Origin of the sequence: Saccharopolyspora galaxeae, from assembly GCF_016526145.1 — a bacterium.
Taxonomy (GTDB): Bacteria; Actinomycetota; Actinomycetes; order Mycobacteriales; family Pseudonocardiaceae; genus Saccharopolyspora_C; species Saccharopolyspora_C galaxeae.
Window position 1 is genome coordinate 339,319 of record NZ_JADDUE010000002.1, and the last position, 17,017, is coordinate 356,335.

Consider the following 17,017-nt stretch of genomic DNA (forward strand, 5'->3'; position numbering starts at 1 on the left):
AAACGAGGTGAGCAGATGTCCGAGAACGAGACGGCCGTCGAGACCGATCGCGGCAGCTCCGAGCGGACGCGGTTACCGGCCATGGCCTCGCTGATCTCGGTGGTCGTCGCGGCCGCCGCGGCGCTGTTCTTCGGGGTCTCCTGGGCGTTGGCCGCCGGTGGCGGCGCCGCCGGCTACGCCACCGCGCGCGACGAGGCGTTGCAGGCGGGCACCCAGGCGGTCATCAACTTCAACACCCTCGACTACCACGACGTGCAGCGCGGACTGGACCGGTGGGCGCAGTCCTCCACCGGCCCGCTGCACGAAGAGGTCGTGAAGGGGCGGCAGGCCAACGCCGAGCGGATCACCCAGGCCAAGACCGTCACCAACGCCGAGGTGCTCTCCGCAGGTCTGACCGAGCTCAACGAGCGCGCCGGCAAGGCCCGCATGATCGCGGTCGTGAAGGTGACCGTGACCCCGGACGGCCAGCCGCCGACCGAGAAGCGCAGCCGCTACCAGGCCGAGCTCACCCGCGAAGGCCAGGAGTGGAAGCTCAGCGTGCTCGGTCCGGTGCCCGTCGGCTGACGCCGCGCCCGAGACCTGCTGACCCGTTCGTTCGAGGAGTGGTTCCCGTGCCCGAATCCCGCCGTCCCAGAGCGACCTCGCGCAAGCGCGTCGCGGGGCAGCGCAACCGACCGGAAACGAAGTCGAACCGGTCGTCCCGGGTCGGCCTCAGCCGGCCCGGCGGCCCGCCCGAGCAGGAGGAGCAGGCCGACGGCGCCGTCGAAGCCGTGGATACCGCGCCGGGTGCGGAGGCCGGGGCCGAACCGGCCGGCGAGGACTCGGCGGCCTCGCGCGACCGAAGCCGGGAAGATGCGGCCGCCGACTCGGCTGATGCCGCCGCGGATGCGGTCCAGACGACGCCGGAGAGTTCCGGGACCGAGTCGTCGCAGGACGCGTCGGACGAGAACAGCGACGAAACTGCGGACGACCGGAGCTCGGCAGCCGCTGCGACCACCGCGAGCGACGTCCGATCCGAAGACTCGGCCGTCGCGTCCCGATCCGGGACCGACCAGTCCGCCCCGTCCCAGTCCGGGGAGTCGCAGTCCGAGCAGTCCCAGTCCGCGAGTACCGAATCCGCGACTGCTGAATCCGCGGCATCCCGATCCGCCGCATCGGGGTCCACGTCGGTCTGGCGAGCTGACGCGCAGACCACGGAGCAGTCCGATCAGCAGCGCGTGCAGGCCGGACCGAACCGGCCCGCTATCCCCCTGATCGCGGCTGGATTCGTCGCGGCGTTCGTGCTGGCGTGCCTGGCCGTCTGGTTCGGCGTCGAGACGTACCGCAGCAGCGCCGCCACCGCCAATGAAGCACTCGTCGACGAAGCTGCGACCAGCGAGGTCAACGGGCAGCTCAGCGATGCCGCGGCGAAGATCTTCTCCTACGACTTCGCCGATACCGGCAAGGCCGAGCAGGCGGCGAAGAACCTCCTCGAGGGCGACGCGATCAACGAGTACAACCAGCTGTTCTCCACCGTCAAGCAGCAGGCTCCCGCGCAAAAGCTCGTGGTCACCACGACCGTCAAGGCCAGCAGCGTGCTGCGGCTGGAAGGCGACCGCGCGGAGGTGCTGCTGTTCGTCGACCAGAACGCCACCCGCACGGACAACGGCCAGAACCAGGTCGGTCCGGCGCAGGTCGTGTTCAACGCGAAGAAGCACGGCGACCAGTGGAAGATCACCCACATCTCGCAGAAGTGATCAGCGTCCCCGCGGGCACCGCCCGCGGGGACGGCCCGGCGGCCGCACCTCACGGACCGACGTGCAGGTGCGCCGCCCAGCGGGCCGGTGAGTCCGGGTGCGCGGCGCGCAGCCGGCGGGCCGCACCGTGCAACGCGTGCGCCGAGCGGGCGGTGTCGTGCTCACCCGAACCGAAGACGTCGTCGTAGACCTCGGTGTGCACACGCAGCGCGCTGTCCTCGTCGACCTCCCACAGGGTGCCGATGACATGCGCGAACCCGGCGAACCCGAGCGCCGTGGCAAGCGGCAGCGCGGCGGCCGAGGGGTTGTCCACGAACGTCGAGCAGTTGCCCAGGAAACCGAACTCGGCGTGTTGCAGCCCCACCTGGCCGAGGTCGACCAGCCCGACCGGGCGCTGCGGCGCCTCCCGTTCGACGAGGCGGCCCGCAGCGGGCTGCCCCGGGTACTGCACGCTCGGTTCGCACACGTGCAGCCAGGCGTAGCCGGGGAGGATGCGCAGCAATTCGTCCGGCGCCGCCGTCTCGGGTGAGACGATCTCGGCGTTCGGCCAGTACTGGGCCAGCACTTGGTTCTGCGGCGGCAACTCGCGGGACACCCGGCCGTTGGAGCTCGCGGCGACCAACGCCGCCCCGTTCTCCGGCAGCGGCCGTTGCCGCGTGTCCTCCAGCACTCCCAGCGACGGGATGTAGGACGACACCACGCGGTCCAGCGCGCTCGGGCCGTCCTTCGCGGTGGCCGCGTGCAACGGCAGATATCCGAGGGCGCCGATCACGCACCACCACACGCGCGGCCAGCGCTGGCCTTCCTCGGGCGTCCCCACGTAGCCCATCCGGTCCAGGGTGGGGCGGCTGATGTTGTGCCACAGCCAATCCAGCGCCTCCACCATCGCCGACTGGTCACGCCGCTCGGTGGCGGCCAGCGCGGCGCGCGCCTGCTCCCGCGCCGAGTCCGGGCCGGCGCCCGGCAGCGGCACGATCACCACCCGGCCGGCGAACAAGATCAGCGCGTCCGAGCGGTACCGGCTCAGGTTGACCAGCACCACCGAACCCTCCACCGAGCCCTCCTCGCCGCCGGAGAGCTCGGCGAACGACCGGACCCGCAGGTGCTCGGCGTGCGCCGAATCCGAGCGCACCTCGCGCAGCATGTCCTCCCAGGCGTGCACCAGCCTGCTGCGCAGGCCCGTGCCGTCTTCCGGATCGGCCAGCGCGGGCTCGCCCGGAGGCCGGTCCAGCAGCCTGCGCAGCCGCACCGCTTCGTCCGCGAGTTCGGGGTGGTCCCGGTGCAGCCTGCCCAGCTCGCCCTCGGCGGGCAGGAAGTCCGACATCAGCGCGCTGCGACCGTGCTCCAGCAGCTCGACCGCGCGTTCCGGTTCGCCGTTCTCCACGGCGCAGGCGGCCGCGTCCGCGGCGATCAGCGCCCAATGCTGCTGCACGGCCGGAGAAGCCACGGCGCGCTTACCCCGCACCACCAGCGGCAGCAGTTCCACTGAGGCGCTGAAGGACTCCAGCGCCTCGGACCAGCGTTGCGCCCCTGCCGCGAGCCGCCCGGCCAGGCTCGCCGCGCGCAGCCGCTGATCGGCAGGCGCCGTCTGCTGCCCGGCCGCTTCGGACAGCACCCTGCGCGCCCACCGGTAGTACCGGCGCCTGCCGGTGCGCTGGTGCAGCGATCGCAGCGCGCGTCCGAGCTGCGTAGCCACGTAGGCACGCTCCGGCGCGTACGGCGACATCGCTTGCAGCGCGCGGTCGAACCAGTCGACCGCGGATTCCATGTCCGTGGTGCGGGTGCTGCGGCGGAACCGGTGCCCTGCGATCACGCCGAGCTGCGTCCACGCGATGTGCGGCGAATCCTGCCCGGCCGCGACCGCCTGTTCGCAGACCTCCTCGGCACGCCGCAGATCCTGCTCATCGCCGTTGTTGCCGTACCGGGTCAGCAGCGTCGTCGCCAGCGAGTTCAGCACCGCCCGCCGGTCGGCTCCCGCGGCCTCCTGCGCCGAGACCTCCCCGGCGGTGACGGCCGTGTCCAGCGAGTCGGTCTCGCCGCCGTGCTGGAAATGCCTGCGCAGCAAGGCCCCGTAGCCGGCGAACGCCAACGCCCGGCGAGCGTCGTCGGCGGCCATCCCGCGGGCGCTGGAGGCGTAGGTGCGCAACGTCCGCCGCAACGGCCCCGGCTCGCCGGTGCTGTCCACGTGCTCGACCGTCGATTCGGCGAGCAGGACCAGTACCCGCCCGGTCAGCGGATGCCCGGCGCCGAGCACGCCCAGCACTCCGATCAACTCGCTGATCCCCGATTCCAGGTCGCCCAGGTCCCCGGCCTGCTCGAAGCGCAGTCGCAGCGCGCTGGCCAGGTGGCACAGGGCGTTGCGCCGGGGCTCTCCATCGGCGAGCCCGTCCGCGCCGCCGCGCAGGTGCGAGATCCCCTCTTCCAGGTCCTGCGGGGACCCGGTGCGCTGGTGCCTGCGCATCAACGCGGCTCCCAGGTTGATCCGCAGCTCGGACGGGTCGGAACCGCCGCTGCTGGAGGCGGCGCGGGCCGCGTCCCGGAAGGCGCCGATCGAGGCGTCGTCGGAGGACGCGTCATCGGCCAGTCGCGCGTGCGCCTTAAGCGAATTGGCCAGCCGGACCAGCGCCATCACGCGCCTCGGATCTCGGCGTGGCGTCTGCTCGACCGCTTCCCGAGCCGCCCGCACCGCCTCCTCGGCGGGCTGCGCCGCTGCGCCCCTCGTGGCCAGGTCGGTCAGCGCCAGGGCGAGGTTGCACAGGTACAGCACCAGATCCGGGTCGTCGGCCTGCGCGCTGGTCGAGGCGTCGCGGTAGTAGCCGACCGCGTCTTCCAGATCCCCGAGCTGCTTGCTGTTCAAGTGGGCCAGCTGGGATGCGCTGCCCAGGTTGTTCAGCACACCGGCGCGCGCCGGGTCCCGCTCGTCGAGCACTCCCGCGGTGGTGCGGAAGACCTCGGTCACCCACGGCAGATCGTCGAACTCCAACGTCGAGATGATCCGGTTCATCGCGGCGATCGCGTCGGCGTAGCGCTGTTCCAGGCTGGGCCGCGCCTGCGGAGCGGACGGCTGCTCCTGCTCGCCGGCGAACCATGTGGACCCCGCCGCGGCGCGCGCATTGCCTCCATTGGAACGCTGCTGCCCGCCGGAGTCGCCCTCCGGCCGGCCCGCATCGTCATTCATCGGCGATTCTCCTGTGGCGTGCTCACACGACTAACAGCGTCGCGGCGTGGCGGGGCGTTTCACGCTACCGGCGTTGACCGCCGCCGAGTAGACCGTGCACGACGCGGAACCTTGCCGGGCGCGAGGCGCGGGCGCCGCGTGCTCGGCAGGCCTCCCCCGAGGTCACAAGCCCGCTGGCCAGGCGTCCACCGCTGACCTGCCGGTTCCCCAGGAGGCCGGCGGGTGAGATGCCCTACAGCAGCGGCAACGCGCCCAGAGCATAGGTAAGCCGTCGAGGTTCCCGGTCGAACGCCTCCGCGATCGCGCGTGGAACAGCCGTCGCCGACGGTTCGCGGGCTCGTCGGAGAACCCCGGATGGATCTTCTTCAGCGCCGCCTTTGGCACGTTGAGCAGCTAAAAGTGCTTGATCGGCAGGCACTGCCCGTGATCGTGTCCTGCGCCACGAGGGTGATCGCAGCGTGATCTCTTGACTGTCGGCGGCGGCGGGTTCACTCTGGTCAGCAACACGGGCAGGGCCTCGCGGGGTGCGGCTGGAGCTGACGACTTTCGGGACGTTCGTCAGCGAGCCCCTCGACAGGTGGCGTCGTAGCATCTAGACTGCTACTTTGCGCTGCCCTCTTTCCGCCCGCCCCGAACCGGGACGTAGGATCGTGGGCGCCATTGCACCCTTGACAGTCGTGTTAGCTGGTCGCCAACGCCTTCTGACGCGGCTGTAGCCAGTTCAGAGTCCCGGAAGGACGCATCTTGGCAGTCTCCCGCGCGACCAAGGTCTCTGCAGCTTCCAACTACACGTCGGGGATCCCTGGGGCACCCAAGCGGGTCTCTTTCGCGAACATCCGCGAACCGTTGGAAGTGCCTGATCTGCTCGATCTGCAGGTCCAGTCCTTCGAATGGCTCGTCGGCGACGAGACCTGGTTCCAGCGCCGGGTCGACGCCGGCGAGGACAACCCCGTCGGTGGTCTGGAAGAGATCCTCAGCGAGATCTCCCCGATCGAGGACTTCTCCGGCTCGATGTCCCTGTCGTTCACCGACCCGCGCTTCGACGAGGTCAAAGCCACGGTCGATGAGTGCAAAGACAAGGACATGACCTACGCGGCCCCGCTGTTCGTCACCGCGGAGTTCACCAACCACACCACTGGCGAGATCAAGAGCCAGACGGTGTTCATGGGTGACTTCCCGGTCATGACGGACAAGGGCACCTTCATCATCAACGGAACCGAGCGGGTCGTCGTGTCCCAGCTCGTCCGGTCCCCGGGTGTCTACTTCGACCAGTCGGTCGACAAGAGCACCGACAAGGACGTCTACAGCGTCAAGATCATCCCCAGCCGCGGTGCGTGGCTGGAGTTCGACGTCGACAAGCGCGACACCGTCGGCGTCCGCATCGACCGCAAGCGCCGCCAGCCGGTCACCGTGCTGCTCAAGGCGCTGGGCTGGTCCGCGGAGGCGATCCGCGAGCGGTTCGGCTTCTCCGAGACGCTGCTGGCGACCCTGGAGAAGGACCACACCGCAGGGCAGGACGAGGCCCTGCTGGACATCTACCGCAAGCTGCGCCCCGGCGAGCCGCCGACCAAGGAGAGCGCGCAGACCCTGCTGGAGAACCTGTTCTTCAAGGAGAAGCGCTACGACTTGGCCCGGGTCGGCCGGTACAAGGTCAACAAGAAGCTCGGCCTGGAGCTGCCCTTCGAGTCCGGCGTGCTCACCGAGGACGACATCGTCACCACCATCGAGTACCTGGTGCGGCTGCACGCGGCCGAGACCTCGATGGGCGAGGGCGAGCTCGAGGTCCCGGTCGAGGTCGACGACATCGACCACTTCGGCAACCGCCGCCTGCGCACCGTCGGTGAGTTGATCCAGAACCAGGTCCGGGTCGGCCTGTCCCGCATGGAGCGGGTCGTCCGGGAGCGGATGACCACCCAGGACGTCGAGGCGATCACGCCGCAGACCCTGATCAACATCCGCCCGGTGGTGGCGGCGATCCGGGAGTTCTTCGGCACCTCGCAGCTCTCCCAGTTCATGGACCAGACCAACCCGATCGCGGGCCTGACGCACAAGCGCCGACTCTCCGCGCTCGGGCCGGGCGGTCTGTCCCGGGAACGCGCGGGCATGGAGGTCCGCGACGTGCACCCGTCGCACTACGGCCGGATGTGCCCGATCGAGACGCCGGAAGGCCCGAACATCGGCCTGATCGGCTCGCTCGCCACGTTCGCCCGGGTCAATCCGTTCGGGTTCATCGAGACGCCGTACCGCAAGGTCATCGACGGTCAGGCCACCGACCAGATCGACTACCTGACCGCGGACGAAGAGGACCGCCACGTCAAGGCGCAGGCGAACACGCCGATCGACGAGGACGGCAACTTCCTCGAGGAGCGCGTCCTTGGCCGCCGGAAGGGCGGCGAGGTCGAGCTGCTGGCGCCGACCGAGATCGACTACATGGACGTCTCGCCGCGGCAGATGGTCTCCGCCGCGACCGCGATGATCCCGTTCCTGGAGCACGACGACGCCAACCGCGCTCTGATGGGCGCGAACATGCAGCGGCAGGCGGTCCCGCTGCTGCGCAGCGAGGCTCCGCTGGTGGGTACCGGCATGGAGCTGCGCGGTGCGGTCGACGCCGGCGACGTCGTGGTGGCCGACAAGGCCGGCGTCATCGAGGAGCTGTGCGCCGACTACGTGACGGTGATGGCCGACGACGGCACCCGGCACACCTACCGGCTGCAGAAGTTCAACCGCTCGAACCACGGCACCTGCACCAACCAGAAGCCGATCGTCAACGAGGGCGACCGGGTCGAGGCCGGGCAGGTCCTCGCGGACGGGCCGTGCACCGAGAACGGCGAGATGGCGCTGGGCAAGAACCTGCGCGTGGCCATCATGCCGTGGGAGGGGCACAACTACGAGGACGCGATCATCCTGTCCCAGCGACTGGTGCAGGACGACGTGATGACCTCGATCCACATCGAGGAGCACGAGGTCGACGCCCGGGACACCAAGCTCGGTGCCGAGGAGATCACCCGGGACATCCCGAACGTCTCCGAGGACGTGCTGGCCGACCTCGACGAGCGCGGCATCATCCGGATCGGCGCCGAGGTGCAGGGCGGCGACATCCTGGTCGGCAAGGTGACCCCGAAGGGTGAGACCGAGCTGACGCCGGAGGAGCGGCTGCTGCGGGCGATCTTCGGTGAGAAGGCCCGCGAGGTCCGGGACACCTCGCTGAAGGTGCCGCACGGCGAGACCGGCAAGGTCATCGGCGTCCGGGTGTTCAACCGGGACGAGGACGACGAGCTGCCGCCCGGGGTCAACGAGCTCGTGCGGGTCTACGTCGCGCAGAAGCGCAAGATCCAGGACGGTGACAAGCTCGCGGGCCGGCACGGCAACAAGGGCGTCATCGGCAAGATCCTGCCGGTCGAGGACATGCCGTTCACCGAGGACGGCACCCCGGTCGACATCATCCTGAACACGCACGGCGTGCCGCGACGGATGAACATCGGGCAGGTGCTCGAGACCCACCTCGGGTGGATCGCCTCGCAGGGCTGGTCCATCGACGGGGATCCGGACTGGGCGAAGCGGCTGCCCGCCGATCTCTACGAGGTCGACGCGGGTACGAACACCGCGAGCCCGGTGTTCGACGGTGCCCGCGAGGAGGAGATCACCGGCCTGCTGGCCTCCACCAAGCCGAACCGCGACGGCGAGCGCATGGTCAAGGAGGACGGCAAGGCGCAGCTGTTCGACGGGCGCAGCGGGGAGCCGTACCCCTACTCGGTGGCTCTCGGGTACATGTACATCCTGAAGCTGTCGCACCTGGTGGACGACAAGATCCACGCCCGCTCCACCGGCCCGTACTCGATGATCACGCAGCAGCCGCTGGGTGGTAAGGCGCAGTTCGGTGGCCAGCGCTTCGGTGAGATGGAGTGCTGGGCGATGCAGGCGTACGGCGCCGCCTACACCTTGCAGGAGCTGCTGACGATCAAGTCGGACGACGTGATCGGCCGCGTGAAGGTGTACGAGGCCGTCGTCAAGGGCGAGAACATCCCGGACCCGGGTATTCCGGAGTCGTTCAAGGTGCTGCTCAAGGAGCTCCAGTCGCTGTGCCTGAACGTCGAGGTGCTCTCCACGGACGGTGCGGCGATCGAGATGCGCGATGGCGACGACGAGGACCTGGAGCGTGCCGCGGCCAACCTCGGCATCAACCTGTCCCGCAACGAGTCGCCGTCGGTGGACGACGTCGTTCAGTGACCTCGCCGCCGGTCCGCGGGCGCGTGCCCGCCCGCGGACCGGCCACGGACCTGACCTGGCATTCCCGGCCGGTAGCCGGCCGGACCTTTCGACAAAGGGAGAAGACCCGACGTGCTGGACGTCAACTTCTTCGATGAACTCCGCATCGGCCTCGCCACGGCCGACGACATCCGCCAGTGGTCGTTCGGCGAGGTCAAGAAGCCCGAGACGATCAACTACCGCACCCTGAAGCCGGAGAAGGACGGGCTGTTCTGCGAAAAGATCTTCGGCCCGACCCGTGACTGGGAATGCTACTGCGGCAAGTACAAGCGGGTCCGGTTCAAGGGCATCATCTGTGAGCGCTGCGGCGTCGAGGTGACCCGGGCCAAGGTCCGCCGCGAGCGGATGGGGCACATCGAGCTCGCTGCCTCGGTGACGCACATCTGGTACTTCAAGGGCGTGCCGAGTCGGCTCGGTTACCTGCTCGACCTGGCGCCGAAGGATCTCGAGAAGATCATCTACTTCGCCGCCTACGTGGTCACCTCGGTGAACACCGAGATGCGGCACAACGACCTGTCCACGCTCGAGAACGAGATGCAGGTCGAGCGCAAGCGGATCGCGGACCAGCGGGACGCGGACCTGGAGGCCCGGGCCCAGAAGCTGGAATCCGACGTGGCCGAGCTCGAGAACGAGGGCGCCAAGAGCGATGTGCGGCGCAAGGTCAAGGAAGGCGGCGAGCGCGAGATGCGCCAGCTGCGCGACCGGGCCCAGCGCGACATCGACAAGCTCGACGAGATCTGGGAGACCTTCACCAAGCTGGAGCCCCGGCAACTGATCTCGGACGAGCTGCTCTACCGCGAGCTCTACGACCGCTACGGCGAGTACTTCACCGGTGGCATGGGCGCCGAGGCCATCCAGGCGCTGCTGCAGGACTTCGACATCGACGCCGAGGCCGAGTCGCTGCGCGAGACCATCCGCTCCGGCAAGGGCCAGAAGAAGCTGCGCGCGCTGAAGCGGCTCAAGGTCGTCGCGGCGTTCCAGACCACCGGGAACAACCCCGGCGGCATGGTGCTCAACTGCGTCCCGGTGATACCGCCGGACCTGCGCCCGATGGTGCAGCTCGACGGTGGCCGGTTCGCGACCTCCGACCTCAACGACCTCTACCGCCGGGTGATCAACCGGAACAACCGCCTCAAGCGGCTGATCGACCTCGGTGCACCCGAGATCATCGTGAACAACGAGAAGCGGATGTTGCAGGAGTCCGTGGACGCGCTGTTCGACAACGGCCGTCGCGGGCGTCCGGTAACCGGTCCCGGCAACCGGCCGCTGAAGTCGTTGTCCGACCTGCTCAAGGGCAAGCAGGGCCGATTCCGGCAGAACCTGCTCGGCAAGCGCGTGGACTACTCGGGCCGTTCCGTCATCGTCGTCGGCCCGCAGCTCAAGCTGCACCAGTGCGGGCTGCCGAAGGAGATGGCGGTCGAGCTGTTCAAGCCGTTCGTGATGAAGCGGCTGGTCGACCTCAACCACGCGCAGAACATCAAGTCCGCGAAGCGGATGGTGGAACGCCAGCGCCCGCAGGTGTGGGACGTGCTGGAAGAGGTCATCGCCGAGCACCCGGTGCTGCTCAACCGTGCTCCCACGCTGCACCGCCTGGGCATCCAGGCGTTCGAGCCGCAGCTGGTGGAGGGCAAGGCGATCCAGCTGCACCCGCTGGTCTGCGAGGCGTTCAACGCCGACTTCGACGGTGACCAGATGGCGGTGCACCTGCCGTTGTCCGCCGAGGCGCAGGCCGAGGCCCGGGTGCTGATGCTGTCCAGCAACAACATCCTCTCGCCCGCGTCCGGCAGGCCGCTGGCGATGCCCCGGCTGGACATGGTCACCGGCCTGTACCACCTGACGCGGCAGGTCGACGGTGCCGAGGGCGAAGGCCAGTCGTACTCGTCGGTCGGCGAGGCGATCATGGCCTACGACCGCGGCGGTCTCTCGCTGCAGGCGAAGATCCGGATCCGGCTGCGCGACGTGGTCCCGGCCAAGGAGGCCACCCCCGAGGACTGGGAGCCGGGCAAGCCCTGGCTGGCCGAGACCACCTTGGGCCGGGTGTTCTTCAACGAGCTGCTGCCGGAGGACTACGCGTTCGTCAACGACCTGCTGCCGAAGAAGCGGCAGGCGGCGATCGTCAACGACCTGGCCGAGCGGTACCCGATGGTCACCGTCGCCCAGACGCTGGACAAGCTCAAGGACGCCGGGTTCTTCTGGGCGACCCGTTCGGGCGTGACCGTGTCGATCTCCGACGTGGTGGTTCCGGAGACCAAGGGCGAGATCCTGGACTCCTACGAGCAGCGCGCCGACCAGGTGGAGAAGCGCTACCGCCGCGGTGCGCTGTCCTACCAGGAGCGCAACGCCGAACTGGTCCGGGTGTGGACGGAGGCCAAGGACGAGGTCGCCGACGCCATGGAGAAGAACTTCCCGGACGACAACTCGATCAGCATGATCGTGAAGTCCGGGGCGGCGGGGAACATGACCCAGGTCGTGCAGCTCGCCGGGATGCGCGGGCTGGTGTCGAACCCGAAGGGCGAGTACATCCCGCGTCCGATCAAGGCGAACTACCGCGAGGGCCTGTCCGTGCTGGAGTACTTCATCTCCAACCACGGTGCCCGCAAGGGTCTGGCCGACACCGCGCTGCGCACCGCCGACTCCGGTTACCTGACCCGGCGCTTGGTGGACGTCTCGCAGGACGTGATCGTCCGGGAGGCCGACTGCGGTACCGAGCGCGGCATCCGGATGCCGATCGCCGAGGTGCTGCCGGACGGCACGGTGCTGCGGGACGCGCACGCGGAGACCAGCGTGTACGCCCGCACCACGGCCGACGACGTCACCGACGCCGACGGCAACATCGTGCTCACCCGCGGTTCGGACCTGGGCGACCCGGCGATCGAGAAGCTGCTCGCCGCCAAGGTCACCAAGGCCAAGGTCCGCAGCGTGCTGACCTGCGAGTCCGGTAACGGGGTCTGCGCGGTCTGCTACGGCCGCTCGATGGCCACCGGCAAGTTGGTGGACGTCGGCGAGGCCGTCGGCATCGTCGCCGCCCAGTCCATCGGTGAGCCCGGCACGCAGCTCACGATGCGTACCTTCCACCAGGGCGGTGTCGCCGGTGACGACATCACCACCGGTCTGCCGCGCGTCACCGAGTTGTTCGAGGCCCGGATCCCGAAGGGCAAGGCGCCGATCGCGGACGCCCCCGGCCGGATCCGGATGGAGGACAACGACCGGTACTGGAAGATCACGATCATTCCGGACGACGGCAGCGACGAGATCGTCTACGACAAGCTGTCCAAGCGGCAGCGGCTCGCGGTGATCTCGGTGGACGGCACCGAGCGGCAGATCTCCGACGGGGACCACGTCGACGTCGGCCAGCAGCTGCTGGAAGGCGCCGTCGACCCGCACGAGGTGCTGCGCGTGATGGGCCCGCGGGAGGCGCAGCTGCACCTGGTCCGCGAGGTCCAGGAGGTGTACCGCTCGCAGGGTGTGGGCATCCACGACAAGCACGTCGAGGTGATCGTCCGCCAGATGCTGCGCCGGGTCATCATCATCGACTCCGGTGCGACCGAGTTCCTGCCCGGCTCCCCGGTGGAGCGCGCGCAGTTCGAGGGCGAGAACCGCCGCGTGGTGGCCGAGGGCGGCGACCCGGCCTCCGGCCGTCCGGTGCTGATGGGCATCACCAAGGCGTCGCTGGCGACCGAGTCCTGGCTGTCGGCGGCCTCCTTCCAGGAGACGACCCGCATCCTCACGAACGCCGCCATTGAGGGCGCCAGCGACAAGCTGGTCGGCCTCAAGGAGAACGTGATCATCGGTAAGTTGATCCCGGCCGGTACCGGCATCAACCGCTACCGCAACATCCAGGTGCAGCCGACCGAGGAGGCACGGGCCGCGGCCTACGCGATCCCGTCCTACGACGACGGCTACTACACCCCGGACGTGTTCGGTGCGGGCACCGGTGCTGCGGTGCCGCTGGACGACTACGACTTCGGCCGCGACTACCGGTAACGAAGTCCGCGATCCGCGGCCGCGGATCTGCTTTCGGAAGGCCCTCGCCCGTTCTCGGGCGGGGGCCTTCCGCTTTTCCGGCTGCCGTGTTCCGGACTGCCGTCGGTGTCGTGCGTTGGTGATCATGTCGGCGGGTCCTCCGCATCCGTGCCCGCCGCGGCGTGGCGGTCCGCCGGGCGCGGCCCGGGGGTCAGGCACAGCCCGCGGCGCTGCGCCTCGGTGATCAAGGCGAGCTGATCGGACAGCGCGCGGTAGCGGATCGCCTCGCACTGCCGGATCGCGTCTACCAGCGAACCGTCCGAGCACTCCGACAGCTGCTGGGACGGTTGCTGTTCCTGGGCCGGCGGGTCGAGGTCCAGCTCCTCCGGCCCGGCGCAATCGGCGGGCACGGCGCTGAGGTGCGGGCCGCAGTCGAGCGGCTTCGTTTTGGCGTTCATGTGTTCGATCATCCAGCATCGAACATCCGTTCGCCATTACACGTGCGGGTGGTGTCCGGCCGCGGAATAGCCGCCCGCGGAGATCGGGTTGTACGCCGTATGCGAGCGATAGGTGTCTCTGAGTTCGGCGGTCCCGATGTGCTGCGGGAATTCCAGATCCCCGAGCGGCATGCCGGGCCCGGCGAAGTGCGGATCGACGTTCGAGCCGCCGCGGTGAACCCCACCGACACGGTCCTGCGCAGCGGTGCCTATGCCGAACGCCTGCGCACGAATCCGCCCCCGTACGTGCCCGGGATGGACGTGGCCGGGGTGCTGGACGAGGTCGGGTCCGAGGTCTCCGATCTGGCGGTCGGCGAGCACGTGATGGCGATCGTGGTGCCCGATGGAGCGCACGGTGGCTATTCGGAAAGCCTGGTGCTGCCCGAGCGGTCGGTCGTGCGGGTTCCCGCAGGCGCGGACGACGTCGCCGCCGCGAGTCTGCCGATGAACGCGCTCACCGCCCGGCAAGCCCTCGACCTGCTGGAACTGCAACCGGGTCAGACGCTCGCGGTGACCGGCGCGGCAGGCGCGTTCGGTGGCCACGTCGTGCAGCTGGCGAAGGCCGACGGGCTGAAGGTGATCGCGGACGCGGCCGACAAGGATCGCGAGCTGGTCCGGTCGCTGGGCGCGGACGTCATCGTCGAGCGCGGCGACGACGTGGCGAAACGGCTCCGCGAGGTCGAACCGGAGGGCGTGCACGCCGTGGCGGATGGTGCCGTGCACAACGAACTCGTGCTTCCCGCGGTTCGCGACGGAGGCCGGGTGGCGACCGTGCGGTTCTTCTCCGCTGAGGGCGAGCGCGGGATCACGTACCACCCGGTGTCAGTGCGCGATTATCAGCTGGAGAAGGAGAAGCTGGACCGGCTGCGCGCGCAGGTCGAGGAAGGTGTGCTCAGCTTGCGGGTGGCCCAGACCTTCTCCGCGGACCAGGCGCCGGAGGCGCACCGCGCCTTGGAGGCCGGCGGTGCGCGGGGGCGGATGGTGTTGATGTTCTGAGCCGCCGGGCCGCCGGGTGGTGGCGTGCGCGCCGCCACCACCTGTCGGCTGCGTCGCTGCGGGGCTCAGCCCTCCAGGTCGGAAAGGGCCTTGCGGACCCGTTCGACCTCGGCTTCGAGTTCGGCCAGCTTCGCTTCGTGCTGTTCCCGCGCGGCGCTGATTACCCCCTCGATGGCTTCCGAGATGTCCTCGTGCAGTTCCGCCGCGGCCTTGGACACGGCGGCGGCCGGGATCGGCAGGCCCTGCACGACCCGCTTGCCGGAGTGCAGCAGCTCGGCCTGCCATTCGCCTTCGGCGGTGCCGGTCACGGTGAGGGTGAGCTCGACGGTGCGGGTCTTCTTGGCCGAACTCTGCTTGCGGGGCTTCGGCTTCTTCGGCGCGGACTCCGCCGCGGCGGCTGCACCCGTGCCTTCGTCGGTGCCCGCGGCCGGGGTCTGGCCCGATTCCGGCGCCGCGGCTTGCTCGGTTCCTTCGCTGGTGCCCTGATCTGCTTCCGCGTCCAAAGTTCCTCCTCGATCTCACGAACCTGCGGCATAGAGTAGAACACCAGTTCCCCTGTGGTGTCCCGCGGTCGCTCGCGAGACCGCACTTTATCGGGACGGACCACGGGAACCGGCTGTCATGGGTCAAGTGCGTCGAGCAGCGCGGCGAGCCCTGGCCGAAAGGCGTGCTCCGCAGGTGCCGCGTAGCCGATGACGACGCCGGGCGGCCGGGACTGCGCGTTCACCCAGTGCGGCCCGAGAGCTTCGAGTTCAACGGCGCGTGCGCGGGCGCGGGTCAGGATTTCACGTTCGCCGGGGCCGTCCGGATCAAGTCTCAGGGTCAGGTGCAGCCCGGCCGAGATCCCCGCGGGGTAGAGCCGGTGCCGGGCGCGAAGACCGTCCAGCGCGCGCAAGAGCTGTTCGCGCCGCGAGCGGTAGGTGTTGCGCGATCGCCGGACGTGCTGGTCGTACGCACCGGATCGCAGCATCTCGGCCAAGGCGAGCTGATCGAAGCCGTGCCCACCGGGCAGCTTCATCGCCCGCACCGGTTCCACGAGGCGTGCGGGCAATGCGAGCCACGCTATTCGCAGCGCCGGGGCGAGGCTCTTGCTCGCCGTGCCCGCGTAGATCACCACATCGGGCGCCATCCCCTGCAGCGATCCGACCGGTCGGCGGTCGAACCGGAATTCGCCGTCGTAGTCGTCCTCGACGATGAGACCTCCCGCCGAGCGCGCCGCGCGGATCAGCGCCGAGCGGCGCTGCGCCCGCATGGTCACCCCCAGCGGGTACTGGTGCGCGGGAGTGACCACGGTGACCGGACTGCGCAGCCGCTGCACTTCGATGCCCTGGTCGTCCACGGGAACACCGCGCACCCGCATCCCCGCGCTCGCGGCGATGTCCCGGAACTGCGGCAGCGAGGGGTCCTCGAAGTCCACCGAGCCGGTTCCCTGCGCCAGCAGGGCCCTGCTGAGCAGCGACAACGCTTCGCTGTAGCCGTTGCAGACGATCAACCGATCAGGCGCGGTGTCCACCGCCCTGGAACGCCGCAGGTAGTCGGCGAGCACTTCGCGCAGTTCCAGTGGTCCTTGCGGGTCGCCGTAGTCGAGGTCCCCGGCAGGCATGTTGCGCACGATCCGGCGGTGCGCGCTGAGCCAGTCCTTGCGCGGGAAGGAGCTCAGATCCGGCCGGCCCGGCCGGAAATCCCAGCGCGGCGGGTGCGGTGCGGGACGCGCGGGCGGTGCGGAGCTCTCGCCGGTGCGGAGCCGTTCCGCGACGGTCGTGGGGGCGCCCTGCCGGGACAGCAGGAAACCCTCCGCGGTGAGCTGGGTGTACGCGCGGGTCACCGTGCCGCGGGCGACGCCGAGGTCTCGGGCGAGCGCCCGGGTCGACGGCACCCGCGTCCCAGCCGCCAGCCGCCCGTCCCGGATCGCCGTGCGCAGCGCTTCGGCGAGACCGCTGCTGTCCGGACGCCCGGACCAGTCCAGGTGCAGGTCCAGCCCGGCGGATCCGGGCCGTGGGTCGGTCACGGGATCGGACTTTAACGGACCGCGCCGCCGACTCCTGCTGATCGGTGCGTGGTGCGACAGCTGAGGGACAGCGGCGCCGGACGCCGGGCCCGTTGTCGATCAACCGTTCCGGTGATTCGGAACCGGGACGCGGCAGCTCGGTCGTGCGCGCCGTGGGCTGCGCCGGGCGAGCGCTGATTCGGATCGCCGCGCAGAGCGTCGGAAGCGGCATCCACGCTGGGCAGCAAGGCCCTGCCCGGCTCAGCTCCGGCGTCTTCCGCGGCCCGGCTCGGTGCGCGAACCACCTGGATCGGTGAGCAAGATCTCGCTCGGCCGGCGGACGCCTCGTGTCCTCCGGCGTTCGCCGGAGCGGGGCAATTCGATCGTCGATCCA

General features: G+C 69.7%; 9 protein-coding genes. 5 read left to right on the forward strand and 4 right to left on the reverse strand.

Annotated elements, in window-relative coordinates; translation table 11 throughout:
• Positions 1-15: 15 nt before the first annotated feature.
• Positions 16-564, forward strand: a complete 549-nt coding sequence (locus INP57_RS05945) for an Rv1363c family protein (protein ID WP_233626959.1) — start codon at positions 16-18, stop codon at positions 562-564.
• Between the two features lie 47 nt (positions 565-611).
• Positions 612-1,736 carry a hypothetical protein gene (locus tag INP57_RS05950; RefSeq protein WP_200069017.1) on the forward strand — a complete coding sequence of 375 codons (1,125 nt, stop codon included), beginning with the start codon at positions 612-614 and terminating at the stop codon, positions 1,734-1,736.
• Between the two features lie 49 nt (positions 1,737-1,785).
• On the opposite strand, the gene INP57_RS05955 is transcribed toward INP57_RS05950, so the two are convergent.
• On the reverse strand, positions 1,786-4,914 hold the full coding sequence (locus tag INP57_RS05955; protein ID WP_200069018.1) for a CHAT domain-containing protein: 3,129 nt from the start codon (positions 4,912-4,914) through the stop codon (positions 1,786-1,788).
• Between the two features lie 744 nt (positions 4,915-5,658).
• Between INP57_RS05955 and rpoB the strand changes: the two genes are divergently transcribed.
• Positions 5,659-9,141, forward strand: a complete 3,483-nt coding sequence (rpoB, locus tag INP57_RS05960; RefSeq protein ID WP_200069019.1) for a DNA-directed RNA polymerase subunit beta — start codon at positions 5,659-5,661, stop codon at positions 9,139-9,141.
• 111 nt (positions 9,142-9,252) lie between these two features.
• On the forward strand, positions 9,253-13,164 hold the full coding sequence (locus INP57_RS05965; RefSeq protein WP_200069020.1) for a DNA-directed RNA polymerase subunit beta': 3,912 nt from the start codon (positions 9,253-9,255) through the stop codon (positions 13,162-13,164).
• A 122-nt stretch (positions 13,165-13,286) separates the two neighbouring features.
• On the opposite strand, the gene INP57_RS05970 is transcribed toward INP57_RS05965, so the two are convergent.
• On the reverse strand, positions 13,287-13,601 hold the full coding sequence (locus INP57_RS05970) for a hypothetical protein (protein ID WP_200069021.1): 315 nt from the start codon (positions 13,599-13,601) through the stop codon (positions 13,287-13,289).
• Between the two features lie 99 nt (positions 13,602-13,700).
• Here INP57_RS05970 and INP57_RS05975 point away from each other — a divergent pair, with 99 nt between their 5' ends.
• Positions 13,701-14,636 (forward strand): NADP-dependent oxidoreductase, encoded by a 936-nt coding sequence (locus INP57_RS05975; protein ID WP_200069022.1) that lies wholly within the window; start codon positions 13,701-13,703, stop codon positions 14,634-14,636.
• 65 nt (positions 14,637-14,701) lie between these two features.
• Here the strand turns inward: INP57_RS05975 and INP57_RS05980 are convergent, their stop codons facing one another.
• Positions 14,702-15,139 (reverse strand): DUF6319 family protein, encoded by a 438-nt coding sequence (locus INP57_RS05980; protein WP_200069023.1) that lies wholly within the window; start codon positions 15,137-15,139, stop codon positions 14,702-14,704.
• A 116-nt stretch (positions 15,140-15,255) separates the two neighbouring features.
• The gene (gene pdxR / locus INP57_RS05985; RefSeq protein WP_307849929.1) at positions 15,256-16,644 is read right to left on the reverse strand and encodes a MocR-like pyridoxine biosynthesis transcription factor PdxR; all 1,389 of its coding nucleotides are present in this window, start codon (positions 16,642-16,644) and stop codon (positions 15,256-15,258) included.
• Between the last annotated feature and the right edge of the window lie 373 nt (positions 16,645-17,017).

What these genes read in the sequence shown, in the direction of transcription:
- INP57_RS05945 (WP_233626959.1), top strand. Translation starts at nt 16, where the DNA reads ATGTCCGAGAACGAGACGGCCGTCGAGACCGATCGCGGCAGCTCCGAG.
- INP57_RS05955 (WP_200069018.1), bottom strand. Translation starts at nt 4,914, where the DNA reads ATGAATGACGATGCGGGCCGGCCGGAGGGCGACTCCGGCGGGCAGCAG.
- INP57_RS05970 (WP_200069021.1), bottom strand. Translation starts at nt 13,601, where the DNA reads ATGAACGCCAAAACGAAGCCGCTCGACTGCGGCCCGCACCTCAGCGCC.
- INP57_RS05975 (WP_200069022.1), top strand. Translation starts at nt 13,701, where the DNA reads ATGCGAGCGATAGGTGTCTCTGAGTTCGGCGGTCCCGATGTGCTGCGG.